24 protein-coding genes and 1 pseudogene are annotated in these 23641 nt (G+C 58.5%); 7 read left to right on the top strand and 18 right to left on the bottom strand.

The annotated features are described in order from the left end of the window. The 7 genes from BMW76_RS32335 to BMW76_RS32305 form a co-directional block, all read right to left on the bottom strand. On the bottom strand, positions 1–278 hold a 278-nt coding region (locus tag BMW76_RS32335; protein ID WP_143062378.1), incomplete at its 3' end, for a transposase. A gap of 31 nt (positions 279–309) precedes the next feature. Next, a complete protein-coding gene (locus tag BMW76_RS32330) occupies positions 310–693 on the bottom strand; it encodes a Gfo/Idh/MocA family oxidoreductase (RefSeq protein WP_245763465.1) in 384 nt (127 codons plus the stop codon). 469 nt (positions 694–1162) lie between these two features. Further along, a complete protein-coding gene (locus BMW76_RS32325; RefSeq protein WP_090872645.1) occupies positions 1163–1966 on the bottom strand; it encodes an SDR family NAD(P)-dependent oxidoreductase in 804 nt (267 codons plus the stop codon). Positions 1967–2117: 151 nt separating this feature from the next. Beyond that, the gene (locus BMW76_RS32320; protein WP_090872644.1) at positions 2118–2402 is read right to left on the bottom strand and encodes a YciI family protein; all 285 of its coding nucleotides are present in this window, start codon (positions 2400–2402) and stop codon (positions 2118–2120) included. A 58-nt stretch (positions 2403–2460) separates the two neighbouring features. Next, positions 2461–3537, bottom strand: a complete 1077-nt coding sequence (locus BMW76_RS32315) for a maleylacetate reductase (RefSeq protein ID WP_090872642.1) — start codon at positions 3535–3537, stop codon at positions 2461–2463. Next, entirely contained in the window at positions 3524–3874 is a 351-nt protein-coding gene (locus BMW76_RS32310; RefSeq protein WP_090872640.1) for a Dabb family protein, read from the bottom strand. The genes BMW76_RS32315 and BMW76_RS32310 overlap by 14 nt, the downstream gene beginning before the upstream one ends. Then, a complete protein-coding gene (locus tag BMW76_RS32305) occupies positions 3871–4752 on the bottom strand; it encodes an intradiol ring-cleavage dioxygenase (protein ID WP_090872639.1) in 882 nt (293 codons plus the stop codon). The genes BMW76_RS32310 and BMW76_RS32305 overlap by 4 nt, the downstream gene beginning before the upstream one ends. Positions 4753–5033: 281 nt before the next feature. Here BMW76_RS32305 and BMW76_RS32300 point away from each other — a divergent pair. Then, positions 5034–5957, top strand: a pseudogene (locus BMW76_RS32300) (LysR family transcriptional regulator). A gap of 270 nt (positions 5958–6227) precedes the next feature. On the opposite strand, the gene BMW76_RS32295 reads toward BMW76_RS32300, so the two are convergent. From BMW76_RS32295 to BMW76_RS32275, 6 genes are all read right to left on the bottom strand, one after another. Then, a complete protein-coding gene (locus BMW76_RS32295; protein WP_090872637.1) occupies positions 6228–7202 on the bottom strand; it encodes an ABC transporter permease in 975 nt (324 codons plus the stop codon). A 14-nt stretch (positions 7203–7216) separates the two neighbouring features. Continuing rightward, a complete protein-coding gene (locus BMW76_RS32290) occupies positions 7217–8227 on the bottom strand; it encodes an ABC transporter permease (protein WP_090872635.1) in 1011 nt (336 codons plus the stop codon). Next, positions 8220–8990 (bottom strand): ATP-binding cassette domain-containing protein, encoded by a 771-nt coding sequence (locus BMW76_RS42110; RefSeq protein WP_281248572.1) that lies wholly within the window; start codon positions 8988–8990, stop codon positions 8220–8222. Before BMW76_RS42110 ends, BMW76_RS32290 begins: the two co-directional genes overlap by 8 nt. A 45-nt stretch (positions 8991–9035) precedes the next feature. Then, complete coding sequence (locus BMW76_RS42105; RefSeq protein ID WP_245763463.1) at positions 9036–9803, bottom strand: ATP-binding cassette domain-containing protein; 768 nt, start codon at positions 9801–9803, stop codon at positions 9036–9038. 465 nt (positions 9804–10268) lie between these two features. Continuing rightward, positions 10269–11390 (bottom strand): Gfo/Idh/MocA family protein, encoded by a 1122-nt coding sequence (locus BMW76_RS32280; protein WP_090872659.1) that lies wholly within the window; start codon positions 11388–11390, stop codon positions 10269–10271. 91 nt (positions 11391–11481) lie between these two features. After that, positions 11482–12447, bottom strand: coding sequence for a sugar ABC transporter substrate-binding protein (locus tag BMW76_RS32275; protein ID WP_090872633.1), 966 nt, complete (start codon positions 12445–12447; stop codon positions 11482–11484). Positions 12448–12789: 342 nt separating this feature from the next. Here BMW76_RS32275 and BMW76_RS32270 point away from each other — a divergent pair, with 342 nt between their 5' ends. Continuing rightward, on the top strand, positions 12790–13647 hold the full coding sequence (locus BMW76_RS32270; protein ID WP_090872631.1) for a sugar phosphate isomerase/epimerase family protein: 858 nt from the start codon (positions 12790–12792) through the stop codon (positions 13645–13647). Between the two features lie 1176 nt (positions 13648–14823). Here BMW76_RS32270 and BMW76_RS32260 read toward each other — a convergent pair. The 3 genes from BMW76_RS32260 to BMW76_RS32250 all read right to left on the bottom strand — a co-directional run bounded on the left by BMW76_RS32260 (position 14824) and on the right by BMW76_RS32250 (position 16204). After that, the gene (locus BMW76_RS32260; RefSeq protein WP_090872629.1) at positions 14824–15261 is read right to left on the bottom strand and encodes a response regulator; all 438 of its coding nucleotides are present in this window, start codon (positions 15259–15261) and stop codon (positions 14824–14826) included. A 114-nt stretch (positions 15262–15375) separates the two neighbouring features. Further along, positions 15376–15663, bottom strand: coding sequence for a hypothetical protein (locus BMW76_RS32255; RefSeq protein ID WP_090872627.1), 288 nt, complete (start codon positions 15661–15663; stop codon positions 15376–15378). Positions 15664–15727: 64 nt separating this feature from the next. Beyond that, positions 15728–16204: a PRC-barrel domain-containing protein gene (locus BMW76_RS32250; RefSeq protein ID WP_090872626.1), complete on the bottom strand. Its 477-nt coding sequence runs from the start codon at positions 16202–16204 to the stop codon at positions 15728–15730. Positions 16205–17244: 1040 nt separating this feature from the next. Between BMW76_RS32250 and phaP the strand changes: the two genes are divergently transcribed. After that, complete coding sequence (gene phaP / locus BMW76_RS32245; protein WP_090872657.1) at positions 17245–17823, top strand: TIGR01841 family phasin; 579 nt, start codon at positions 17245–17247, stop codon at positions 17821–17823. Between the two features lie 497 nt (positions 17824–18320). Here the strand turns inward: phaP and BMW76_RS32240 are convergent, their stop codons facing one another. Beyond that, the gene (locus tag BMW76_RS32240; RefSeq protein ID WP_090872655.1) at positions 18321–18509 is read right to left on the bottom strand and encodes a CsbD family protein; all 189 of its coding nucleotides are present in this window, start codon (positions 18507–18509) and stop codon (positions 18321–18323) included. Between the two features lie 1063 nt (positions 18510–19572). Here BMW76_RS32240 and BMW76_RS42880 point away from each other — a divergent pair. The 3 genes from BMW76_RS42880 to BMW76_RS32225 all read left to right on the top strand — a co-directional run bounded on the left by BMW76_RS42880 (position 19573) and on the right by BMW76_RS32225 (position 21177). Next, positions 19573–19854 (top strand): DUF2442 domain-containing protein, encoded by a 282-nt coding sequence (locus tag BMW76_RS42880; protein WP_090872624.1) that lies wholly within the window; start codon positions 19573–19575, stop codon positions 19852–19854. Next, positions 19854–20303 (top strand): RDD family protein, encoded by a 450-nt coding sequence (locus BMW76_RS32230; RefSeq protein ID WP_090872622.1) that lies wholly within the window; start codon positions 19854–19856, stop codon positions 20301–20303. The genes BMW76_RS42880 and BMW76_RS32230 overlap by 1 nt, the downstream gene beginning before the upstream one ends. Positions 20304–20850: 547 nt before the next feature. Beyond that, positions 20851–21177, top strand: a complete 327-nt coding sequence (locus BMW76_RS32225; protein WP_090872620.1) for a hypothetical protein — start codon at positions 20851–20853, stop codon at positions 21175–21177. A 372-nt stretch (positions 21178–21549) separates the two neighbouring features. Here the strand turns inward: BMW76_RS32225 and BMW76_RS32220 are convergent, their stop codons facing one another. Beyond that, positions 21550–22047, bottom strand: coding sequence for a hypothetical protein (locus BMW76_RS32220; protein ID WP_143062377.1), 498 nt, complete (start codon positions 22045–22047; stop codon positions 21550–21552). A 741-nt stretch (positions 22048–22788) separates the two neighbouring features. Here BMW76_RS32220 and BMW76_RS32215 point away from each other — a divergent pair. Continuing rightward, positions 22789–23577, top strand: coding sequence for a hypothetical protein (locus BMW76_RS32215; RefSeq protein WP_177200555.1), 789 nt, complete (start codon positions 22789–22791; stop codon positions 23575–23577). The last annotated feature ends 64 nt before the right edge of the window (positions 23578–23641 follow it).

Genomic DNA, 23641 nt, shown 5'->3' with positions numbered 1-23641 from the left:
CGACGCAGGCTAGTGCTGTCATACAAAGCCTCTTCGCAAGCGAAGTCGGCCAGATTGAACCAGTGTTGCACGAAGTGAATCCGCAGCATGCGCTCCAAACCAATCGGCGGTCGACCGTTACCGCGTTTCGGATAGTACGGCTCGATTACCGCGCACAGTTCGGTCCACGGAACGATCGTGTTCATCGTGTCAAGAAACTCGTCGCGTCGCGTGCGTTTGCGTCGGGTCTCAAACCCCGCGCCTTGATCCGCGGCCATTGCGAGCGTCTGCTGCTTCATTGCCTTTTGCCTTTCTCGTTGCTTGTGCACTCTATAACGCTTGATGCGCACAAGCGGTGGACTTAATCAGCATTGCCCTAAGACGCTCGATTTCTTCGACCGCGGCGAGCGCGCGGTCTATGTCCAGGTCGATGGGCTTCTCGCAGAGTACCGGCTTGCCCAGCCGAACGGCCTGCAACGTGAGGTCGATATGCGTGTCCGTCGGTGTGCCGACGATGATTGCATCTACATCTTCGCGGTCAACTACCGCTTTGCAATCCATGGATGCGTCGCAACCGAGGTCAGCAGCGAGCGCTTCGACACCTTCCTTGTTGGGGTCTGCCACGGCGACGAGTTTCACCCGACGGTCAGCGGCAACGTTGGCCGCGTGGATTTTCCCGATGCGCCCGGCACCGAGAACAGCGATACGCAACATGTGAGTCTCCTATTTCTCATCAGCGCGCCGTTTGGCGAGCCGACTATTCACTCTTGATTTGACATCTGGCAGAACGCTTTTCGACTGCCAACAATGTTTGCCTGGTTGGTCGGATGCGGTGTCTTTGAGCGACACACGAAGCGTGGAGCAGAGGGCGCTTCGGCAATCTGTCGACTTAGCCGCAGAATGTCATCCAGGCCAAAGTCCTGTACCTCAGGCACTCGGTCTCCGAGAGCTTGCGCTACGACGGTGGCGATGCGAAGGGCGTTGGAGCGCTCACGCATCAGTAGTTCAAGGGCTTCCACCAAAAACGCTCGCTCTCTCTGTGACACCTTTGTGCCAATCGTCTGGTCATGGGCAGACATATCTTGGACCTCTAAACAATAGCGCCGCGAACGGCGTCCTATCCCCGGTCAGCCGCCGCCAGCTGCAGTCGACAGCCGGACCGACGCCAACGGAGCATATGCCGTCAAATGAGGCTTCGAATGCTCCCGCCGTCGACACCCCATACTGCTGAAGTGACGAACGACGCAAGGTCGGAAGCCATGAACACAATCACATTAGCAACCTCGTCGGGTTGCCCTAGGCGATTCAGCGGCAACTGACGCAGAGACAGCTCGTGCTCGACGGCGTCCTTGGGAGCCATTCCGTGAAACTTGCCCATCGTGTCTGCAAAACCGCCTTCTTTTGTCCAGAACGGCGTCCAGACCGGGCCCGGCGCAACCGCGTTCACGCGAATCCTGGGCGCTTCGGCTCGTGCCAACCCTTTCGTAAGGGCAAGCACAGCTGCTTTGGATGCGGAATAATCAATCGGGACCGGCTCAGGTTGACGGGCCAGGTCCGACGCGTTGTTGATAATCACCGCCTTCTCGCGAGTTCGCAGCACCGGCAACAGGTGCCGACACGTGCGCACGTAACTCATGAAGTTGAGGTTCATCGTGAAATCCCACTCTTCGTCGGAGAGTTCTTCGAAGGTGTGGACCTTGCCGGCGCCGACGTTGTTGACGAGGATGTCTACCTGACCGTTATACGGCTTCAAGGCCGCGTCAACGCCGCCTTTGACGCCATCTGAAGTGGACAAGTCCGCTTGTGCAAGCGTGACGTTTGTTCCGAGTGAGCGCAGTTCCGATTGCGCTTCTTCGAGCGCGTTGGCGTCGATGTCGATGAGACAAACCCGCGCGCCTTCGCGTGCGAAACCCAATGCCGTCGCTCGTCCGATGCCTTGCGCAGCACCCGTAATAAGAACAATCTTCCCTTCGAGGCCCGTATCCATGATGTCTCCACTCTGATGTTTGGGTACTGCTTCAAGCGCTCGGAGAATCGACAGTGTTCCCCCCTCATCGAGGTCCTTTTTTGAGGACGAGCGCGTCCCGCACCTCGCAATTGCGAGGCAGCAATTTGACAAGCCTGTTGAGCGGCGGAATTTAGCGGTTATCGACCCGCTTGATAAACGGCCTGATGTCGACGGTGTTCCAGATTCCTGCCTTGTTGAAGGGGTCGGCCTCTACGAACCTCTCGATTTCTTCGATGCCGTCGGCCTCGTAGAGAAAGAAGCTACCAATCATCGTCTGGCCATCCGATGTCGTCAGCGGTCCAGAGATGAGCGTCTTTACTGGCGCCGTCTGCAAATAGGCCTTGTGAGCGTCGTAGTTTTCAAGACGGCGTTCGACCATGTTCGGGTGGTCGAGGCAATAAACAGTGAAATGCATAGTTGTCTCCTTGCTTCGATTCGAGCAGCGAAACCCGCGTTCCAGCTTTGTCCGAGCGTCAGCTCGTCACCGTACGCGGTGCGATGCCTTGAAAGGCATCCTGCAAAAGCTCAAGTAGCGCTTCACGCTCAATCGGACGCGGATTCCAGTATGGGTTCGCACTGGCAATATCAGCAGCCTTCGAAACATCCTTGGCGGACATGCCGATGTCTTTTAGCCCAAGAGGCGCTCCGCAGCGCTTGGCCAGTTCGTAGACACCCAATGCAGCGTCGTCCGACCCAATTGCGCGCGCAATGCGCCGCATTGCTTCCGGTGCAGCACGCCGGTTGTAGGCAAGCGCATGCGGCAATACGATGGTGTGCGTCTGCGCATGCGGAAGGTTGAAACTGCCGCCGAGCGTATGACACAGCTTGTGGTGAAGCGCCATGCCAACGCTTCCGAGGACTGTTCCGCAGAGCCAGGCGCCATACTGGGCGTCAGAGCGAGCTTCGACGTTCTGAGAGTCGGCGACGATACCCGGCAGCGCACGAGCGAGAGCAGCGATGCCTTCTTCCGCCATCAGGCTCGTGACCGGATTCGCGTCTTTCGAGTAGAGCGCTTCGGCAGCGTGAGCAATCGCGTTGATGCCGCTCGTTACCGAGAGCCCAACAGGAAGCGACATCGTAACGTCGGCGTCGTAAATCACCGTCTTCGGCAATACCCGCAGGTCTGTGCCCGTCTTCTTCAGACCGGCATCCGTGATGCCGTAGATTGGCGTCATTTCGCTGCCGGCGTATGTAGTCGGAACAGCGAGAATCGGGAGGTCCGACTCGAGCGCGATTGCCTTGCCCAGACCTATCGTCGAGCCACCTCCGACGGCGATAGCACAGTCGGCCTTCAGTTCCCCCGCCAGCGCGCGAGCTTCCTTGGCCAGTTCGAGCGGCACATGCATGACCGCGCGGTCGAAAACCCCAGCGGCACGTTTGCCGAGGCGCGCGGCAACGGCTTCGCCGGTTTCCTTCTGCTCCGGGCTACACAGAATGAGTGCCCGCTCCGAGTTCAACTGAAGCACTTCGCGCTCGAGGTGCTGCAAACTGCCCGGGCCAAACACGACCCTACCCGCCCGCGCCTGGTAAACGAATTCACGCTTTTGCATCAAGAGGCTCCGTTGTATGGTCTGCACCCAGGTTTGCACCCGCCTGATAGTCGACCTGAAATCTTGCTGTGCGCAGGTCACCGAGTTCATTGCGCACTCGCAGATGCTCCGGATGGGACGCATAGGCTTCCAGGGCATCCTGAGAATCGAACTCGGTCACGAGAACCGCATCGCAGGCGTAGTCGACCCGGCTGTAATCAAGCCCGACTTCCAGGTGCAACATTCCGGGAATGCGGCCACGCAACCCCTCGAATTTCTTCTTGACAAGGTTCGACGCGGTTTCGCGCTCCGCAGGCGTATCTCCACGTACTCGCCACATCACAATATGCCGAATCATGCGTGAGCCTCCGAAGGGTTAAGCACAAAGTCGTACTCGAGCGAGTACCACGGAACGTCGATTTCCCAGCCGTCCGGCGCCACACCCGGCTCGTGACGCTTCCACTCAGCAATCAGCGTCGAGCGCACACCGAACACGACGTCCGACTCGAGGTACTTGTCGCCATCGCGGAACACATGGGTGATGAGCGTCTCGTATCCCGGCGCTTCAATCATGAAATGCAGATGGGCGGGCCGCCACGGGTGACGGCCAACGGCCGCCAGCATGCGACCAACGGGACCATCGTGCGGGATGGGGTACGCCTCGGCGAGAATCGAGCGAAAGTTGAAAAAGCCTTCTGCATCGCCCTTCAGCCGACCTCGAGCGCGATGGATGACGTTGCCCGCCTCGTCTAGGTGCTGGACATCGTAGAAGCCGTCTTCATCCGATTGCCACACATCGATTTGTGCGTCAGGAATGGCTTCTCCGCCCGCGCCGCGCACCTGCCCGCTCACATAGCAGGGCGCCCCCTTTGCACCGTTCGAGATGTCTTCGCCATTGTTGTAAAGAGGCGCCCCCTCAACATAGAACGGCCCGAACACGGTGGCTTCCGTACAGTTGGATGGCTTCCGGTTGTTCTGCGACATGACCAACATCGAAAGGCCGAGCGTGTCAGACAGCAGGATGAACTCCTGCCGTTTATCGTCGGTGATATGGCCGACCTCCGTCAAGAACCTGATTGCCTTGAACCACTCGTCCTCGGTGAGATGGACGTCGCGAGCAAAAGCATGGAGATGTTGAACAAGGCTCGTCATCACGGTCCTCAGTCTTCCGTCCCTGCAGTCGGAAAACGAGGCGATAACGGCTTGCGTGATGGTGTCTTCGTTGATGTTGCGCATCGTGCATGTCTCCTTGTGCGCTAAGGCGTCTTAAAACGAAAGGTAAAGCCTCACCCGGGTAAATGCCTCCATGTGAAATGACATTTCCTCGTGCCGGAAGAATAGGCAGGCCTCTCCGGTTCAGGTTTTGCCCGACTCTGCAAAGACCTCGGCCGATTGTAGAAATGGACTCTACGAATCTGCGAAATGCAGTCGGTTTATCTGCCCGTCTCGCTGCGGCATATTTGCCCACGAAGGGGTCGGAAAAATCACCTTCGATTGTTCCAAGGAAGAGGGAAACGATGGACCGCTGGACCCAACTGCAGCTGTTTGTGCTTACTGCCGACCTGGGCAGCCTGTCGAAGGCCGCTGAGCAGCTCGACATGTCAAACGCAGCAGCCAGCCGCACCCTTAGCTCCCTGGAAGAGCGTCTCGGTGCCAGATTGATAGAACGGACAACGCGGCGCATGTGGCTGACGGACGCGGGCCGCGAATATCACCGCCGATGCACCGCCGTCATCGCTGAACTGGCAGAAGCGGACTCTATCGCTTCCGAGGAGGTCGTTAGTCCCCGAGGCGTACTTCGGGTGACCAGTTCTGTGTCGTTCGCAATGATGCACCTCGCACCAGCGCTTCCCGAATTCCTGAGGCGCTATCCCAACCTGTCGGTTCAAATCATCGCGGCCAATCAGTATCAGAACTTCATCGAAGCCGGGATAGATATCGCCATCCGCACGAAGGAACATGAGGGCGATTCGTGCATCACAATTCGTAGGCTTGCTGAGACTCGACGAGTGCTCGCCGCATCGCCTGCCTATCTCGCCGCCCATGGCCGGCCTCAGAATCCAGAGGACCTGGAGCAGCACAAGATGCTCGTTTACAACCTTGCCGTGGACCCATATCTACTGCACCTGCGTCGGGGAAAAGAGGAGCGCAATATCGCCATCGCAAGTGCTCTTGACTCGAATGAAGGGCAGGTCATCGTTGGGGCTGGACGTGCGGGACTGGGGATTGTCGTTCAACCGCTCTAGATCATCCACGACGATATCGTGTCGGGGCGCCTTGTTCCAGTGCTGGAAGACTGGCAACTGCCTCGTCTCACAATCAACCTGGCATATCAAAGTCGACGTTACCAGCCAGCGAAGATTAGAGTGTTCACTGACTTCCTCATCGAACGCGTGAAGAATCTCAATCTCGAAGAACGTTGGATGACCTTTGCGACCTGATGCACCGCGTGTTTCGGAATTCTGAGCATCGCCTCCCTTTTACCAGCACCGATATCCGCCTGCTGAACTTGATGGCAATGCTCTCGCGCACCCATCGCACCGGCGATAGACCGCGACGGCTCTCGGCCCTGTCACGAGCGGCTACAACAGCAAGGCTCGCCGGACATTCTCGCTGCGCCCGCTATTTCCGGACAAGTTGATTATCACCAGAGAAACAGGAAACGGCCGACGCGATTTTTGCGCCTCGGCCGTCATGGAGTACCCGGAGGGTTACGCTGCTGTCTTTCGTCGCGCGAGTCGTCCGAGCGGGGCAGCCAGAATGGACCCGAGACGCCCGTCGAGCAGGACGACCATTAGAAGCAACAGGCCATTGACGAGCAGAATTTGCGTTGACGTTGCATTCAACAGCCCCAGCCCGTTGTTCAGCACGGTAAGAATCAGCACGCCCATCGCGACGCCGAGCGGTGAACCAATGCCCCCGCCCAACGCGACACCACCGACAATTGCCGCCGAGGCCGCCTGCAAGAGGATATTGCTTCCCATCGTTGCCGACGCTGTCGCGAGGCTCAGGGAGAGCAGGCTTCCGCCCAATGACGCAAGCCCCCCGGAAATGACGAAGCCAATCGTCAGCGCCTTGCCTACACGTGCACCGCTCTGAATCGCTGCCTTCCGGTGGCCCCCCGAGGCGTAGATATCCCGTCCGAGGGTGGTGTAGCGCAAGAAGAGCGCTACCACTAGGAAGCAGAGAACCGTGATGAGGCTACGCGGTGAAAAGACTCCAAGGACATTCTGGTCGAGAAAGTCGCTGACATCGAGATTGCCGTAACTCAGCACGCGTCCACCCGCGAGCCAGAAACCTATTCCGGTCAGAAACATCATCGAGCCCACGGTCGTCACCAAGGAGGAGACACCCAGCCAGGGCAGCAACGCGGCATTCGCGATACCGACCACCACACCGAAGATGACCGCATACAGCACGCCGAGCCACGCGCTATCCCCACCGAACTTCACAGTAATCAGGCCGGCGACGGTCGAGATAGCAGCAACACTCAGGTCGAACTCGCCCGCGACCATCGTCACTGAGAGACCGAGTGCCACGATGCCAAGGAAGGCAAACGCCTGGAAGATTGCGTAAAGGTTCGCTTGCGAGAAATAGTGGTTGACGGTAAGGCCGAAAATCGTCGGCATCCCCACTAGCAGAACGAGGCGAATGGTCAGATTGAGAAGCCGCTGAGACTGTTCCATTTTCAAATCTCCTGTCATTTCCGTCCAGGACCGAGCCGGGCCAGCAATGCCCCGAACACGACCGCCGCCAGGACCACGATACCCTTGGCTACCAGCTGATACTCATAGCTCACTCCGCTTACCAGGAGGATGTTGCTGATGACACCAAGGAAGATTGCGCCAGTGACTGCGTCCGAGATTTGGCCGCGGCCGCCTCGAATCGAAATACCGCCGACTAGCACGGCTGCGATTGCATTGAAGTCCAGGTCAACGCCGTAAGTCAGGTTGCCTTGTGCCGAGGACGAGGCAATCAACGACCCTGCAAGGGCAGCGGCAGCGCCTGCGAATCCGTAACAAACCAGCGTCGCTGCCATCAACCGGAGACCAGCGATACGCGCAACTTCAGCGCGCATTCCAATCAGTCGAATCTCCCGGCCGATTCGCGACTTCTGCAGAATGAAGCTCGCGATTGCCCCAAAGATGGCCAACACCACAATCTGGGTCGGCAGCCATCCAAACAGCTTGCCTTGCCCGAGCCACGTCGCGTCGCCCCGTCCGATGACGGTCAATCCGCCGGTGTAGATGACACCAGCGCCAATGATGATTGACGAAGTGGCAATCGTGGTAATGATGGGGTTCGCCTTACCCAAGGCGATGATTCCACCCTGGACAGCGCCCATCAGAAGACCACTCAGCACGACGAGCAGCAGTGTCGCGCCCAGGCCCAGATGAATAAGCGCGGCGAACATCACGGTCGAGACGGCCGCTGTCGCGCCCATCGACAGCATGAACAGATTGCCGCTGAGTGTGATGAGCGCCATCCCGATAGCCCCAACGCCGACCGCCGCGACCGAGTACATCAGCGATTGAACGTTGCCGAACTCGGTGAAATGCGGAACGACGACCGCGGCAACCACGATGAGAACAAGGGTTGCGATTCGAATCGACGCGGCATGGATACTGGCTGTTCCAAGCAAGGCTGCGGCCCACCGCCTCAGCGCAGTTGAAGAGACTTGCACAGTGGGCTCAAGAGCGGTCTTATGCATTACCCACCTCCATAGGATGGTTTCGGAAAGAGACGCGGCCATGAGATGTGCTCCCGTCGCCCGCAACGATGTCATGCAGGAGCGTGTCGCCATCTATCTCAAATCTCGGCTTTTGACGGACCATGCGGCCGCGGAAGACGGTTAGCACCGTGTCAGCAAGCTCGAGGATTTCTTCGAGGTCAGTCGAGTAGAAGACAATCGAAAGACCTTCATCCGCCATCCTGCGCAGCGTCCCGTAGATTTCGCTTCGCGCTCCAATGTCGACGCCCCGGGTCGGCTCATTCAGTAGCAGCAAGCGCGGCGATAGTGCGACGGCCTTCGCCAGAGATACCTTTTGTTGGTTTCCGCCGCTGAGCGTGGATACTTCGTGCGGAAGGCGTTTCGGGTCGATGGTGAACATCGACGCGAGACGTCGCGCCTCCTCCTGCTCCCCGGCTCGCCGCATCACACCCGCCCGGCTGAACTTCGCCATGACAGAGGACGTGATATTGATGGCAATCGGCGCGTCCAGAAAGACGCCTTTGTCGGCGCGGTCTTCGGCGACGTATCCGATGCCCGCTCGCAGCGAGTTGCGGACGCTATCGAGTCTGACCGTCTGGCCATCGAGCATCACAGAGCTGGAAATGTCGCCACGAAGGCCCGCCAGTGCCTCGACAAGCACTTCCGCGCCAGAACCTAGCTGCCCAACCACGGCGAGGATTTCTCCCGGCGCGACCGCGACCGAGAGGTCCTTGACCTTGTCCGCGACGGAGAGATTGTCAATCGAGAGACGAGGCGTGACATTGGCGCGACTCTCGGGCGGCTTGACCTAGCTATGCACCAGTTCGCGGCCAATCATCGCCTTGACCACCTCTGCGGTCGTCATGTCAGCCGTGCGTTGAGTAAGAACATGCTGGCCGTTCCGGAAAACCGTAATGCGGTCGGTAAGCGCGAATACTTCGTCGAGTCTATGGCTCACGAAAACCATCGCAGTCCCTTGGTCGCGCAGCCGGCGTGCGACCTCGAACACGCGAACAATCTCTGCGTCCGACAGCGTTGCAGTAGGTTCGTCAAGCAGCAGAACCTTCGCGTGCCGCGACATGCCACGAGCGATTTCAACCAGTTGGCATTCGGCGAGACTGAGACGCGACGCAGGCGCTTCGAGCTTGATATGTGACAGACCGACCGAGTCCAGATGTTCGCGTACGGAGTCGCGGTACTGGCCGCGACGGTAGATTTCGCTCTGGTCCGCGCCACCCAGGAGGATATTGTCGAGTACCGACAGCGTCGGGACGATAGCAAGTTCCTGGTGAACGATTGAGATGAGTTTAGGGTCAGTGCGATGGCCAAGCTTCAGTTGGTGTCCATCGACGGTGATTTCGCCGTCGTCCGGCTGAACGAGGCCGCCAAGAATCTTGATGAACGTGCTTTTGCCTGCTCCGTTCTCGCCACACAGCGCGTGAATCTCACCTGCCGCCAGTTCGAGGCTGACGCCGGTGAGCGCCTTCACGCCACCATAGTGTTTGGTCAGATTGCGAGCGCAAAGCAGACTCTGAGCGGCGTGCATATCGGCGCCGTTTTTTACGTCTTGCAGCATTGTCTTCCTCCATAAGCGGACTCTTCTCGGTCGTCCGCTGACACGAACTGATGCCTGTCACGGTCACGTAGTTGTTCCCGCGCGCTTGCTAACGCATAGGTGACGGCATACTTCTCGAAACAACGAGGCCTTGCATCGACCTGAGACGGTTTGCGCCCCGGCTCAGCGAGCCTTGGACGCTGTCCATCAGTGATGCTGCTGTTGGTCTGCGAGGAGAGGAATTTGCGAAGAATCGCTGCGTGGGCGGGAATGCCTGTCGTCTCCTGAAACTCGCCTCAGCGGCTTCGTTATTGTTGAATCAAAGGTTATTGGTTCGCCCGCAAAAGAAAAATGCGCTGCCGCGAAATGATATTTCCGGTGACCGGAAATATCTGAGGCACCGATGCGCTCAACAAAAAAAGCGCGCGGGGCCAAGACGTGACGCCTGACAAGCCGCGCGCAACCGTGGAGACTACTGCTGGTCGCTTAGAGGCGGATTCGCTGTCCCTCCGTCGACGACCGAATGGCTGCATCGACAACCTGCTGGATTTCCCAGGCCTCGCGGAAGTCCGGAAACGTGGGCGTCCTATGCTCGATGGCCGCAAGAAACTCGGCCATCTCAATGGTTTTCAGGTCGTTGAAGCCGAGCTGGTGCCCGCCGGCTACGGTGAAGTTTTCGTAAGGAGGATGCGCTGGACCGGCCTCGATTCGAGCAAACCCAGAGGTCCGAGGGTCGTCGCCGACCTTGAAGTATTGAAGCTCGTTGAAGCGCTCCTGGGAGAAGAACAGCGCACCTTTGGTCCCGTACACCTCGAACTCGAGTTGCATCTTGCGTCCGGTCGCGGCCCAGTTAGCTTCGAGTGAGCCGGAGCACCCACGCTCGAACGTCACCATCAATCGCGCGATGTCATCGACTTTGACTTCCCTTCGCTCGGGTGACCCTGGTGCGACCGGGCGCGTCTTGTTGACAGTCTCGAGTTGCGCGTTCACTTGCGTAATCGGTCCGAGAAGGAACCGCGACATACCGACGATATGATTGCCGATTTCGGCCAGAGCACCGGCACCGTTCTGAGGGTCTACTCGCCACCCATGGGGAATCTCTGGGTCAGCCATGTAGTCTTCAGCATGTATGCCGCGGAAGCTCGTGATTTCGCCCAGTTCTCCGGACGCAATCATTTCTTGCGCCAATTTGAGGATTGGGTTCTTGATGTAGTTGTATCCGACTTGCGTGACGACGTTCGCGGCCTCGGCCGCCTTCATCATCTCGTATGCGTCGGAAGCAGACGGTGCAATGGGCTTCTCGCAATGCACATGTTTCCGGGCGGCAATGGCGGCCAATGCCATTTCCCGGTGCATGCTGCACGGCGTCGTGATGGAGACGACCTCCACGTTGGGGTCGTCAAGTAGCGACCGCCAGTCGTCCGTTACGCGCTCGAAGCCAAACTGCTCGGCGGCTTGCCGCGCACCTGCTTCGGTCACGTCGGCAACCGCCACCAGGCGCGGCTTCAAGGAGTTCGGGAAGACGTTGGGGACAGCTCGGTACGCGAGCGCATGCGCTTTGCCCATGAAGCCGGTCCCAACCACGGCCACACCAATTTCCTGTCTCATCCTCGTCTCCATGTAAAGGCAAATGCGACCCCGAAGGGTCGCAAATACATACCGCACCGCATAGCTGACGGCGTCAGCACTGGCGCGCAACTTATTTCTTTTGCGAATAGCAGACGTTGGTGGTCGCTTTGGTGGCGATAGGGTTAGGCAGATACTGCACAGTCCGGGGCGTCTTCCCGGTTGCAAGCTCCAGCGCCGCCTTTGCAGCGTACGCGCCATCATCGAAGGGAGATTGCTCGATTGTCGCGTATGCCTTCCCAGCGGAGATGGCTTCGACACCGCCGGCATCACACCCGTGTCCCACAATCACAAGCTTCGATGGGTCAAGTCCGAGTCGTTGAGCGGCAGTCACCACGCCGCGAAGTTGTGAATCGTTCTCGGTGTAGACGCCTTTCACGTCCTTGAACTGCGTGAAGAGCGCGGACGCTGCGGCTTCTGCTTTCACTGCATCCCAGTCGGCCGGCTGCGCGCCAACGACCTCAATACCCGGAGCGCTCTTTTTGAGCCCATCAACGAAGCCTTGATAGCGCTGCACCTGGGGCGGCGTGCCCATCGGCCCGTTGATGACGATGACCTTTCCTTTGTCACCGTAGCCTTTCTCCTTGAAGCCCTGAATCATCGCTTTGGCTGCGGTTTCGCCGTTGCTGATATCGTTCGGTCCGGTGAAGACCTTCCAGTAGCGCGAATACTTCTGGTCGGGCATGGAGTTCGAGATGACAAGCGGGATTTTGGCCTGGTCAATCTTACGAATCGAGGGCACCATTGCACTCGAGTCCACGGGCACAAGAACAACGACATCTGGCTTCTGGGCGAGCGTCTGCTCGACCTGCGTCGCCTGTTCGTTCGCATCGTAATTGGTGACCTTGACATCCACCTTAAGGCCGTCCGCTGCGGCCTCCTTCTGGAATCCCTTGATATAAAGCGCCCAGTATTCAACGCTCTGCGTAGGCATGAGCAGGGCGACGTATGGCTGATTGGCAGCATCGGCGCCGGTGCTAAGCGCACCAGCGATTGTCCCGAGAGCAAGACAGGAGAGAATGGATTTGCGCAGGTTCATGCTGTGTCTCCTTGAGGGCGCGTCGAATCGGACGAACCGGGTTTCCGTGTTGTGGTGGAGGCACAGTAAGGCTTGATGCAAGAAAGAAAAATGCAACAGAACGAAAAGCTATTTCCTGCTAGCGGAGAAATCACGCCGCTCACCCAATGGAAAGGCTCCGAAGCCCGAACAATCTGGCCAGCAAGCGGATTTGACGCGGGCTGCCGGATTGTGGACTTTCACTCTACTGAAAGACGATTTCCAGGCTGTTTATCTCGCCCGGCGTCTGCGTGATAGTGACCGACATCATCTCAATACAAGTCCCGCGTCGGGCTTGTCCCCGCTTCTTTCATGAGGGTTCAAATGTCCAAGTCCAAAATCGAGCTTGTCGCCGCCTACTTCACGCTGTCCGGCGACGTCTATCCGTTCGGCCCGACCGAAATCAGTCCGTTCACCTTCAAAGACCGCGTCGAAGCTGCCGCCAAGGCAGGCTGGGATGGCATCGGTCTGATTCACTCGGACATCTACGCGACGGCTGACAAGATTGGCTTCCCGGAAATGCGGCGTATCCTCGAGGCCAACGGCATCAAGCACGTTGAATTCGAGTTTCTGGTCGACTGGTATCAGACCGGCGAGCGCCGACGCACGTCCGACAGCATGCGGTACTACTACCTCAAAGCTGCCGAGGAACTCCGCGCACGGATTGTGAAGGTCGGACCTGGCATCGGCGAAGAATCAGCGAATATCCCGCTCATGGTCGACGAGTTCGGCAAGCTGGCGGATGACGCTGAAAGGCGCGGCACGCAAGTCATGCTGGAAATCATGCCGTTCAGCAACGTACGTACGATTAAAACCGGCAAGGCAATCGTCGAAGGGGCGAACAAGGCTAACGCCGGTTTGTTGCTCGACATCTGGCATCTTAGCCGTGGCAACGTCGACTTTAAGGAAATCGCCACGATTAAGCCGGAATTCATCAAGGGGATTGAACTCGACGACGCAGACCGCTACGCAATCGAGCCGCTGTGGATGGACACCTGCCACAAGCGCCGGCTGCCGGGCGAGGGCGTCCTCGACGTGAAAGGCTTCATAAAGGCTGTCGAGGCAACGGGCTTCGACGGGCCTTGGGGCGTCGAGATTCTGTCTGAGGTTGAGCGCAAGCTCCCCCTGGAAGAGATGGCAACTCGCGCGTACAACGCGACGATTCGTCAGTTCGACAACTAAGCGTCAACTGGACATGAATGGCGAAACGGCCGCGACCATCCGCTTGCGGCCTCTCCTATTCTGTGACAATTCCCCGCGCCGCTTGGTCAACGAGATGCCCTCCACAGAGTCGCACTCGCCTGACCAGCGTGCGAAGGAAGCTAAGAAGGACACGTCAAATACTGTCACTCTACGTATGTTTCAAGGTCTTTCCCTCAACCAAGCGGCTGTTTGTGCCGCATCTCGCCGAACTCATGAAGACAATGGGCGAGGAACCCGGCTTCGTGAGCGCGGTCCTGAGCGAAGACCCGGATAAGGCGGACGAGTTCGTTTATTCGAAGTGTGGAACGGCTCTCAAGATGAATGGCTCAGCGAGCAGCTTCAAAAGCCGTACCGAGCCGTCTATGACGAAGCTACGAAGGACTTCATTGCCAACAAGGAAGTTCGGTTTCTTGTTCCCGTAGTCCTTCAGAATTGGGCAGGAGGAGGCTGAGAACTCGCCCGGGAATGCAGGTCGTCTGCGAACAGTCGACAATCGCATCTGATAGCGAGTGGTCGAGACTAGCGATAGTATTTGGCACTCGAGAGATGTTTGAGACACCGCTCGTAGATTACCCTTGTTACAGCGCAAGAGGAATCCAGTCTCAGGTTGCTATCGAAAATCGCAGCCCAAGCAAATCCATCCAAAATCAGCGAAGTTTCCGTTTTGATACCTTGCGTCAATGGGAGCGCATCCAGTGTCCAGTTGAGTACCTTGTTGTGAAACAACCAGGAAGGAAAACATTTCGGCCTTTGCTCCCACGTCAAACTGGCGGTAGGGCGTCATGGCAGTTGAAGATTGTATTGACGTCTCGATTGTAGGCCTCGATTGCGCAACTTCAGGTTTGCAGACAGTCGCGCGGGCAGCAACTGCATCGTCACGCCGGCTCAACGATAGAGGTCGTCGAAAGGATGGCTCATAGCACTTTGCAGCACCAAGCACTCGTCATGTTCTGGCTCGTACTATTGCCCAACACCAGACCTGCTGGAACCGGAACGCTACGCAAAGTGAGATGACTGCGCGCGACCAAGATTCACAGAGCTTCACGAGAACGCTCCGGGCATTTGACAGCGGACAGTTGCCGCAGGAAGCTGAACCGTCGTGGAAACCGCGTGTGTGGCAAACATGGCGCGTCCGATTCCATCACCGTTCCTTCCCTACGGCCAACAGCGGGAATCTATTGGCTGCAACCGCGACGGGGCGGGGTCACCCAGAGCAGGTTTTCTGGACGCCTCTGCCAGGCGCTCCGCGATATAGACGTTCACTGAATCCAGGAGAGCCGTTACGTTAGCCGGCTTCTGAAAGAATGCCGTCCAGCATGGCCGATAGCCTTTCGGCTCGGACGTGGCTGACAGCAGGATAATCGGCAAGTCCGCGAGCGAAGGCTGACACCGCACGCGATGGCAAAGCTCGACACCGTCCATCCCAGGCATCTGCCAGTCGGTGATGATGAGACGCGGAAGCTGACGCTGCAGCTTTTGCAAGGCCTCGCATCCGTTTTCTGCAAGCACGACGTGATGTCCGCACGACTCCAGCGCCAGTTGAAGAGCCCAAAGATTTTCGACCTCATCGTCGACCAGTAGCACAGTAGACATGGCGGTGTGCAGATGCAGTGACCAATGCCGTTAGCAGCCACACGCAGGCGAACCCCAGCGTCTGGACAACGTCACCGCCTTGCCCAGAAGGGCAAGGCGATGCACGAAACGTCGCTACCGGGCTGATGAAGCGGCGGTATCGGACGCCCTCTTCGCATGCGGCTTGTAGTTCTTCGAAGTCCCGGATGGCGCCTTCATGGTATTCGAGCCCTTCGAGGTCGAAGTCGTGCCCGTCGGCCCGCTGGCGTTCGGCGTACTCATCCCCGTGCCGCCCTGACCCGCCGCGCCACCATTGCTGTTGCCGCCACCGCCTCCTGAAGTGGCGCCGCCTTGAGCGAACGTCGCTCCCGCGAACGCAATGAGGGTTGCAGAACACAACATGGCTGTCCGTCGTTTTTTCATCGCTGTCTCCCTTGTACGGACGCCCGGACTTGTATCGGCCGGGGCGTCGCACGCGAGCTGTCAATCAAACGTCGGCGGCGCTGTCGCGTCCTCCGACGATATCTCGCGTCGTGGCCCAGTATGGCTGCCGGTTGTAGTACTGGTGCAGTTGTGTGCCCCAGGCCGCGTCAGCCATTGACGGCCAGTGGTCAGGGTCGAAGCCGGGGTCATCCTTGAGCTGCTGCGCGGTGATGTCGACGCGGAAGCATTTCTCGTCCGTATCGAGCGTCAATGCGCTCCACGGAATCGCATGCAACGTTTTGCCCATCCCAAGGAAGCCACCCTCGGAGGGGACGGCGTATGCGATGCGTCCGCTGCGCACGTCGAGCATGATGTCCGAAATCTTGCCGACGTCTTCGCCGTCTGACGTGACGACCTTGTCACCATCGAGCGTCGCCGCCGCCATCACATCCGGTCCCGGTCCTTCCCCACGTCCGTCACCGACGATGTCGGCGCCGGCGCCGCCGGACGTATTACCTGTCGGGTCAAGTGGTGTGCTCATGATTGTCTCCTCCTGGAGTGAGCAAACCTATTTGCATCCGCCGTTCCAGCGTCGCGGTGCATAAACGTCTCAACGTCCACACGCATGACGAAGCACCGCAGCCTGGCGCGAGCCGACGAACACCGAAGGCGAGCATGTCGGGGCGTACGAACTTACGCGCTTTTCTGCCGGACGAGCGCTCGCTGCGGCGCGGTCAAGCGTAGCGGGCGAATGTTGTATCAACGGAACCACGCTGCCGAGCGGCTGCAAGCAGCGGCAAATCACAATCAGCCATTTCGCGCGTGCACGGCGACTATGTGTGGTGGAGAAGAACCAGTCGCTACGTACTCCTACACGTGCACCCTCCGCGCGCCGGTATTAAGAGTCCGCAATCGTCTCCGTGACATTCTCGATAGCTCCTTCACGAATATGCTATTTCCCGGCCTCCCGGTCTGCCCCACCGGTATCGCGTCCGCAAACAACTGCTTGCGCGCCTTTTCCCAGTATTCTTCTAACTGACGGACAGCCGTCCTTCTCCCACAGATAGGAAGCAAGCGTCGGAATCTCTTCCTCGTGACAGGCACTCCCATTTCGAGCATGGTCAATTGCGCAAGGCGCGTGCTCAGTTCCACTGAATTGACCGGGTCCCATATAGCGCGCGAGGCCGGCCGACCAACGATGGCCGCTCCTGCGCATTGCGCCCCGTTCACAGCTTCAGGTCTGCCACCAGTTCAGAACGATTCGCCGCAGACGTCATTGCCTTCTTCCAACGGAAGCCTGCCCTTGCTTTAGAAAGCGCCATGCGGATAAGGAAATCGCCCGACTGGAAGATGCTCAAGCGAGCGGAGTAAATAGCGGAAATCCCGAAGTCGCCGGCGACTCTCGTCCCTGCCGTTTCGGGCTCTCGGAACTTCAGAAAGCGCCTTACTAATTTGCGATTCGCGGCCCGACCTCCGGGAGTGGGGTTTGCTACCAACAAAATTCCCGCCCGTGGCGCGTTGTTCGCGAATCCATTGAGATGGGCTCGACGAACACCCGCTACTACCTAGATGGAGGTCGCGATGAGTAGTCTCTCCGGTGAACACGCAGTTGCATCACAAAGAGTCAGTTTCGAAACCCTATCGGATGTATGGGCCAAGGCATTTAGCTGCATCGAAAAGCTGACTGAGCTGAACCTGCGAGCGTTCCAATCGACGCTCGCCGAAAATCAGGCAGTCGCAGGCGCGGCGTTGTCCACGAAAGACGCACAGGAGCTGTTCACATTACAGGCAAAGCGGGCTCAGGCCGCAACGGAAGAGGCCCAGTCGTACTGGCGGCATTTGTATAACATCATCTTCAGCACCCAGGCCGAACTAGCCGCGAGCGCAGAGGCGCATCTGAAGCAGCAACAGCACAATGTGCAGGCGTTTGTCGATACGGTGGCAAACAATGCACCAGCTGGAAGCGAAGCGGCAGTAAATGCCTTCCAGTCGGCGGTTGTGACAGCCAATGAAGCGACGAGTGCGACCATTGAAGCCGGTAAAAGAGCCGTGGAACAAGCATTGAAGATTGCCGAAAACAACGTCGGCGCTGCAGAAGCCGCGTCGACCACGGCGACCAGAGAGGTCGTTGAACAAGCCAAAGCCACCACGAAAAAATAATCGTCTATCGATGCGCCTAGTCGATGCAACGACTTGACTCTCCGCGTTTTGGCCAGCGGGCCGCCCCGCTGCGAACGCGGGCAGCTGATAAGTGCAACGATGTTGGGAGCATGCAAGAGCGCCCGCCTCGGCAACGGTGCGCCCGGTTAGCCTCCGTGCCCCGAGAGTTCGGAATACAGTGAACTGTGCGCTCGTAGCCGTGCCAACCCGTAGCGCCGATTGCAAACGTTTTGCTGGTCGCGGCGTCAAATCCGCTTCGACGCAGAGGCGTTGAGCGCCTGTTTCCGGAAACCGGTGGCCACTGATGGACTAACGTCCACAATCATTCAAGCATCTGGCCGCGCATCGTTTTGGCGTGGCAACGTCGTGCGCCCGTCAACCCCACGGCCACCCATTCACACCAAGTCTGCCGGAATTGACGCTTGCTGGCGATAGGCGACGGACTCCGCGCCGGCTTCGGCGGGCGCGTAAAGAGTGCCCGCCACCAACGCTTGATGTTATTGATGGCGCTTGGCCGTATCCTTTGCCGTCTCCTTTATGTCGCCGATGTCCTTACGCGTCTGACCGGCTTCCTGCTGCAGGTCGCCCTTCAGTTCGCGTGCTGGATTGCCAGTGACCTTGCCAGCGGCTTCGTTCACCTTGCCCTTCGCCTTTTCGCCGACGCCCTTCGCTTGGTCCTTGTTCATCTGAATCTCCTGTCTGCGCGACGACATGTCGCAGTGTCCGGCGCCGCGCATGCGCCATGCCTGGCCCTCGCCGTTTGCTCCCGCCGGGCCGTTCGTGGTCACTCATTCGTGACCAGAGGAAGCGCCTTTGCAGACTCCGCGAGTGCGGTCTCGCTCGCTGACCCGATGCAGTCGCGCTTCAGCAGGAACGCCTGATGGAGGTCGCCCGAACGACTTCCATCAGTGCCGGGTTGCGGTTGACATCCGAGGGCAAGACACTGCTTCAGCGCCTCGGGCTGGTGGCAATTTAAAAAAGGCGGAAGCGCTCCTGACCGTATGACATACGAAAATTTGCTCCAGGGCAATCAGGCGTTTGTCATCGTCATGACGTTGGCTTTTCTTGCCGCGTCAATTGTCTGCCGGCGAAGCAGTGTTTGGGGCGGTTCCCGGACGGTCGCGAAGGCGGCACAAGTCGAGGCGGCCCGCACCGCTGCATTATTGGCACGCTTGCGGTTCGTGCGCGGTCCCGGTCGCTCGTACAGAGGCGTTAAATTTTGGCATGAACTCTTCGCGGACCTGGAGCATGCGAATCGTGAGGACGCCCTTTCCTGGGAGGTGGTCCTGGCGGTGACGGAAGCGGTGCAAGCGGAGACTTGCTGCACGGCAAAACTTCGTCCAGTGATGATTCACAGGCCCGACTCGGGCTTGATAGCGCGTGCAAGCATGCGATTTTCTCCGCGCTCGACACCTCGGTGGCAAAAATTATCACGGTGGCGTGGTCGACGAGCGCGCGAAGTGCGAATGGGCATGCATTCGCCAGCTACTCCGTCAAAAAATTGGCGCACGGAGGAGCTGCCAACACATCGGTCGTTCCTCCACCTAGTTCAGAAGAGCGGACAACGAATCATGAGCGATTGGCAGCGCGTACGCAGGCTACAGTGAAACCGAGTGACGAAGTGCAACAGCAGTCGCTGCCCAATTGACCCGGGTATCACGACAAACATTGGATGCGTATCGATGACGGCCGTCGCGATAAAGGTGCTGCTTGACGACACAACCCTTGTTGTCGGGTTGAGCCGCGGTTGTGAGTTCACGTGCTCCACTGTCATGTTTCCCGCGCCGGGTTGCGGCGTTGTCCGCTCGACGTCAGCGAATGTGCATGTCAAGCTCGCACAAAGGTCTGCATTGGGACGAGCTTGACGAGGAGGCCAGTGTGACCGGACTGCTCGCCGGCCGAAAAGACACCAGCGGGGACTTCCAAATGAGATTCCTAACAAAATGGGCTTACCGGATTTCATCGACCCTACTGGGCTGGGGCGTCGGAGTCTGCCATCCTCCGGTAACGTCGTCGACGCACGGCTTCTGATGCGCTACGCGACTTATTCGCAGCGCGCCCGCGCTCTGTTCATTGATTCGATATGGTGGACGGTCATCCTGCTGTTCATCCCCCTCGGACCTTCGACCGAAGACATCCTGATGGCACCGGAGGCTTTTGCCTCGTCCATCATTCTCTGGCTTATGGTTGACCAGTGCATCCCGATATTGGTCACTGGCGCAATGTGGGCCGTATGGGGAACGTCACCGGGAAAGCGCGCGGTGCGCCTTCGAATCGTGGATGCCGATACCGGGCAGCCGATGACCGTGACGCAGGCTATGTTGCGCACGCTCGGCTATTTGCTCACTTTTTCAACATTCGGCGCTGGGTTTTTGTGGGTGCTGTCCAATCCGCGGAAGCAAGCTCTGCATGACCGCGTGGCCAACACGGTGGTGATTGATATTGCAGCCACGGTCAGCAATTTACCGATAAAGAAATGAGAGCGGGTTCCGCAGGTCACGTGTATCCAACATTGCCTCACCTGATGGACACATCGCGCCGGTGATGCGAGAAATCGCATGACCTGCATTGCAGTAACCAGGCGGCGACCGCTGGCTCTACAACATTGCGCAAGCGTCTCATGCAATCGTGGTTCGACCCGCAGGCCTGTCACCGCCTTTTCCAGTTCAGAGGCGGGCTCGTTCAGCAGGGCAGGAACGGCCTCTTCTGACGGTATCAGGGACCTGTGGCTCACGGCCCGTTAAACTGTTTCAAAACACACCCTCCTTCAAGAATCCACCGAGTCGCTCGTTTATGCGGTAGCTGCAGCGCTGTCGGGCAGTGCGATTCGGGGCCTCTTCTGGCCCGCAACCCGCCTCGGGCATCGACCGTCTAAAGCAGCGGTACCCCGGGTCTTAACGCCACAAGCGTCCGGAATATCCGGGTTGAATCGACCGTCTGCGCACCGCCGCTGCGCAGATGGTCCGTCGTCGTTAGCGGCGCATCAGTCTCGACGCGAACCAAGCGTGTCGAGCTTGCAGGAGACGTATGATGAAGCACTCACTGAAGGTCGCCCTGGCCTGCGGCGGGACCGTTGCTGCACTCTGTGCGACGGGCGCCGCGTTTGCGGACGGTGGTGGAAATGGCAACGGTGGGAGTGGCGGGGGCAACGCGCATGGCGCGGCAACTGCCGGCATGACCTACCACGGAGACCCTGTCACGAGCACGCTGGATACGATGCACGGCGAAATGAACAACAACACGTCCGGGTATGGCGGCGTATCCGAAGGCACCAGCGCAAGTGGTAGCTTAACCTCCTCGGCATTGACTACCTGTGGTCATTTGCCACGATGCAACGCCGACAGCGGACACTAAATAAAAGAGTCGAAAACGGTGGGGCTTTCGTCGAAATCGACGCGCCTCACCGCGACGGCATGACGGAGGGGACCTGGCACTGTCACTAATCAATCGCAAAGTAGCAGTTTCTCCGGCCAACTTATTGCGTCGCTGCCGTCCAGCATCGCATTGGCCGCTGTCCGCCGCTCTTCGAACCGACCACGCGGTTCCGCCCTCTCAGGAACACCTTTCGGCTCATCGGTGTGCGCACTCAGACCGTGCTTGCTCTCTCGCTTGACGAGTTGAAGGGTGTCCTTGGCAAGTTGCCCGTGAATGCAATATTGGCGGTGCCGTCCGGTCGACGGTCCGGGCTGAGGTAGGACTGAACGCCGTCGCGAAGCAGCTGTCCAGCTAGCGGTCTAACAGCCGGCGCAGCCATAACCCGCGAAGTGCGCGGTTGGCGTTCTTATAGGCCCGCAGCCTGGGTGACGACAAGGTCGAGGCTGGCGGAAGCAGCGCGAGCATTGCCCCGGATATGGGGGGCCCACTGCTCGGCGAAATCGCCAAACCATTCGACCATCGGTAGATGTTGTCGTACCCGCGCAGGTTGACGGTTCTTCTGTAGCCGTCACTGACGAGGTCCGGGACGTTCGGGAGTTCATTAAGCGTCTGCTGGTAGGCACTCTCCAGGTCGAGCACTGGCCATCGCCCTGGGATGGGGTAGCTGACGCACAACGCACGTACCCGTGCATCGACGCCCGCCCTCACCGCCTGCGTGTCGACGAGCGGACTGATTTTCTGCTCGCGCAGTGCATCGAAGAACTCCTGAATCGTCACGCGGAACACCGATTTTTTAGTAAGGAACGCCAATCGTTGTGTTTGCGGACGTCGCTTGTGCAAATGAAACAAAGCTGCTTCGCTGTATACGTTGCGAATAACACTGAGGGCTATTCACGAGGTCTAGACTCCTCTACAAGCACTTTTATAAAGCACACGCTATCTGTAATTAAAGACAAGGACCTTGCGCCATCAAGCGTGTGAGTCTTGCAAATCGACATATTAAAAAATTTGTAATGTTCACACGAACGGCAGCCGCAAAGATATTGAAAACTGTTAATCGAGCAATTTGGCGTCTCTATTCCTTAGTGACTTCAGCCATATGCCGCCGCCGCGGAATTTTATGCCCCTTGGGTTGCAATCAACCAATCGCTGCCCTAGGCTTTACCCATATATTGAAATACCCCTCACCTCATCCTGAGCTTGTTGAGTGTCCGGGGCGGAGTAGTGAATCAAGACGAATCGGCGACTATGGACACCTTCTTCCAGCACATACTTTCGACACCTCGTCAGTAGCGCACAGGCACGCCCTCTCTCCGGCGTACGCATGCGCTTGTCTCTGTCGCGAACGAAGCACAGAGGCTGGGCGATTGCGTTCGCTTGCTTCTCGGTGCATCGGGAGATGGACGTGGTATAGCCGTGCGAAGCCCGCTGTCACGCATCCGGTCGCCCAAATAGTAGTTTCGCAACGTCTCCGGCCAACTTATTGCGCCACTGCCGTCCGGCATCGCGTTAGCTGCTGTCCGCCGTCTTCGAAGCGACCTCGCGATTCCGGTCCTCCCAAGGATTCGCTTCGGCTCATTGGAGGTCGCCATGAAAAACCTAATTCCACTCGTCAAGAAAGCATTGCATGCATCGGCAATCATCACAGCGGTCGCAACGGCATTGAGCGGTTGTGGGGGAGGCGATAGTGGTGCTGCAACTGGCTCGGCAGTGGCCCGCGACTCCGTAACGACGGCGGCCGTCAAGACCACTCAGATTGTCCCTCCAAACGGAACTTTCGAGGGTCGAACGTATGCCCAGTGGGAGGTGGCATTCTGGCAATGGGCGTTGGCGTTACCACTCGGGCCCCTTCCGCATCCATTCAATGACTGTAACAACCGTCCCATCTCGGCTGACCAAAGCGGTGATGTCTGGTTCTGGTCCTCACCGGACGCGGTCGTAGTGTGCAATCAATCAGCGACGATTATCCCGCCTGGCAAAGCCATCTTTCTCACTACGCTCGATGTCGAGGCGTCGTCGTTGGACGCCCCGCCGTTCTTTGCAACCACGGCGGCAGACCAACTGGCGATTGCCCAGCAGTTCGCGAATTACATTCAGGACTTGTTCGTGACCATCGACGGCGTCCCGGTCGCCAACGTAACCGCGTATCGTGCAACGACCGGCCAGTTCACGTTTACCGCTCCTACGCCGTGGATTTTTAACACGGTCGGCGGCACCGGCACGTCGGTGGGGGACGGTTACTTCCTGATGCTCCAGCTGCCTCCTGGTTCGCACACGATTCGTTTTGGTGGCACGTTCAGTATCCCGAAAGGCGTCTTGGGCCACAAGTCGGTGACTATCCCGAAGGATGTGACGCTCCTCATCACGATGGGTTCGTAGGGCTTGCCAACCGCGAGTACCACTCGTGTCGTAACGTCATAGGGCGGCGCTGCGTGGCGCCGCC

Origin of the sequence: Paraburkholderia diazotrophica (genome assembly GCF_900108945.1) — a bacterium.
Classification (GTDB): domain Bacteria; phylum Pseudomonadota; class Gammaproteobacteria; order Burkholderiales; family Burkholderiaceae; genus Paraburkholderia; species Paraburkholderia diazotrophica.
Note: the sequence above shows the minus strand (reverse complement) of the source record. Positions and strands in the feature narration are given on the sequence as shown.

Coding starts and splice junctions, on each gene's coding strand:
- BMW76_RS32330 (WP_245763465.1), bottom strand. CDS start 693: ATGTTGCGTATCGCTGTTCTCGGTGCCGGGCGCATCGGGAAAATCCAC.
- BMW76_RS32325 (WP_090872645.1), bottom strand. CDS start 1,966: ATGGATACGGGCCTCGAAGGGAAGATTGTTCTTATTACGGGTGCTGCG.
- BMW76_RS32320 (WP_090872644.1), bottom strand. CDS start 2,402: ATGCATTTCACTGTTTATTGCCTCGACCACCCGAACATGGTCGAACGC.
- BMW76_RS32315 (WP_090872642.1), bottom strand. CDS start 3,537: ATGCAAAAGCGTGAATTCGTTTACCAGGCGCGGGCGGGTAGGGTCGTG.
- BMW76_RS32310 (WP_090872640.1), bottom strand. CDS start 3,874: ATGATTCGGCATATTGTGATGTGGCGAGTACGTGGAGATACGCCTGCG.
- BMW76_RS32305 (WP_090872639.1), bottom strand. CDS start 4,752: ATGCGCAACATCAACGAAGACACCATCACGCAAGCCGTTATCGCCTCG.
- BMW76_RS32295 (WP_090872637.1), bottom strand. CDS start 7,202: ATGGAACAGTCTCAGCGGCTTCTCAATCTGACCATTCGCCTCGTTCTG.
- BMW76_RS32290 (WP_090872635.1), bottom strand. CDS start 8,227: ATGCATAAGACCGCTCTTGAGCCCACTGTGCAAGTCTCTTCAACTGCG.
- BMW76_RS42105 (WP_245763463.1), bottom strand. CDS start 9,803: ATGCTGCAAGACGTAAAAAACGGCGCCGATATGCACGCCGCTCAGAGT.
- BMW76_RS32280 (WP_090872659.1), bottom strand. CDS start 11,390: ATGAGACAGGAAATTGGTGTGGCCGTGGTTGGGACCGGCTTCATGGGC.
- BMW76_RS32275 (WP_090872633.1), bottom strand. CDS start 12,447: ATGAACCTGCGCAAATCCATTCTCTCCTGTCTTGCTCTCGGGACAATC.
- BMW76_RS32270 (WP_090872631.1), top strand. CDS start 12,790: ATGTCCAAGTCCAAAATCGAGCTTGTCGCCGCCTACTTCACGCTGTCC.
- BMW76_RS32260 (WP_090872629.1), bottom strand. CDS start 15,261: ATGTCTACTGTGCTACTGGTCGACGATGAGGTCGAAAATCTTTGGGCT.
- BMW76_RS32255 (WP_090872627.1), bottom strand. CDS start 15,663: ATGAAAAAACGACGGACAGCCATGTTGTGTTCTGCAACCCTCATTGCG.
- BMW76_RS32250 (WP_090872626.1), bottom strand. CDS start 16,204: ATGAGCACACCACTTGACCCGACAGGTAATACGTCCGGCGGCGCCGGC.
- phaP (WP_090872657.1), top strand. CDS start 17,245: ATGAGTAGTCTCTCCGGTGAACACGCAGTTGCATCACAAAGAGTCAGT.
- BMW76_RS32240 (WP_090872655.1), bottom strand. CDS start 18,509: ATGAACAAGGACCAAGCGAAGGGCGTCGGCGAAAAGGCGAAGGGCAAG.
- BMW76_RS32230 (WP_090872622.1), top strand. CDS start 19,854: ATGCGCTACGCGACTTATTCGCAGCGCGCCCGCGCTCTGTTCATTGAT.
- BMW76_RS32225 (WP_090872620.1), top strand. CDS start 20,851: ATGATGAAGCACTCACTGAAGGTCGCCCTGGCCTGCGGCGGGACCGTT.
- BMW76_RS32215 (WP_177200555.1), top strand. CDS start 22,789: ATGAAAAACCTAATTCCACTCGTCAAGAAAGCATTGCATGCATCGGCA.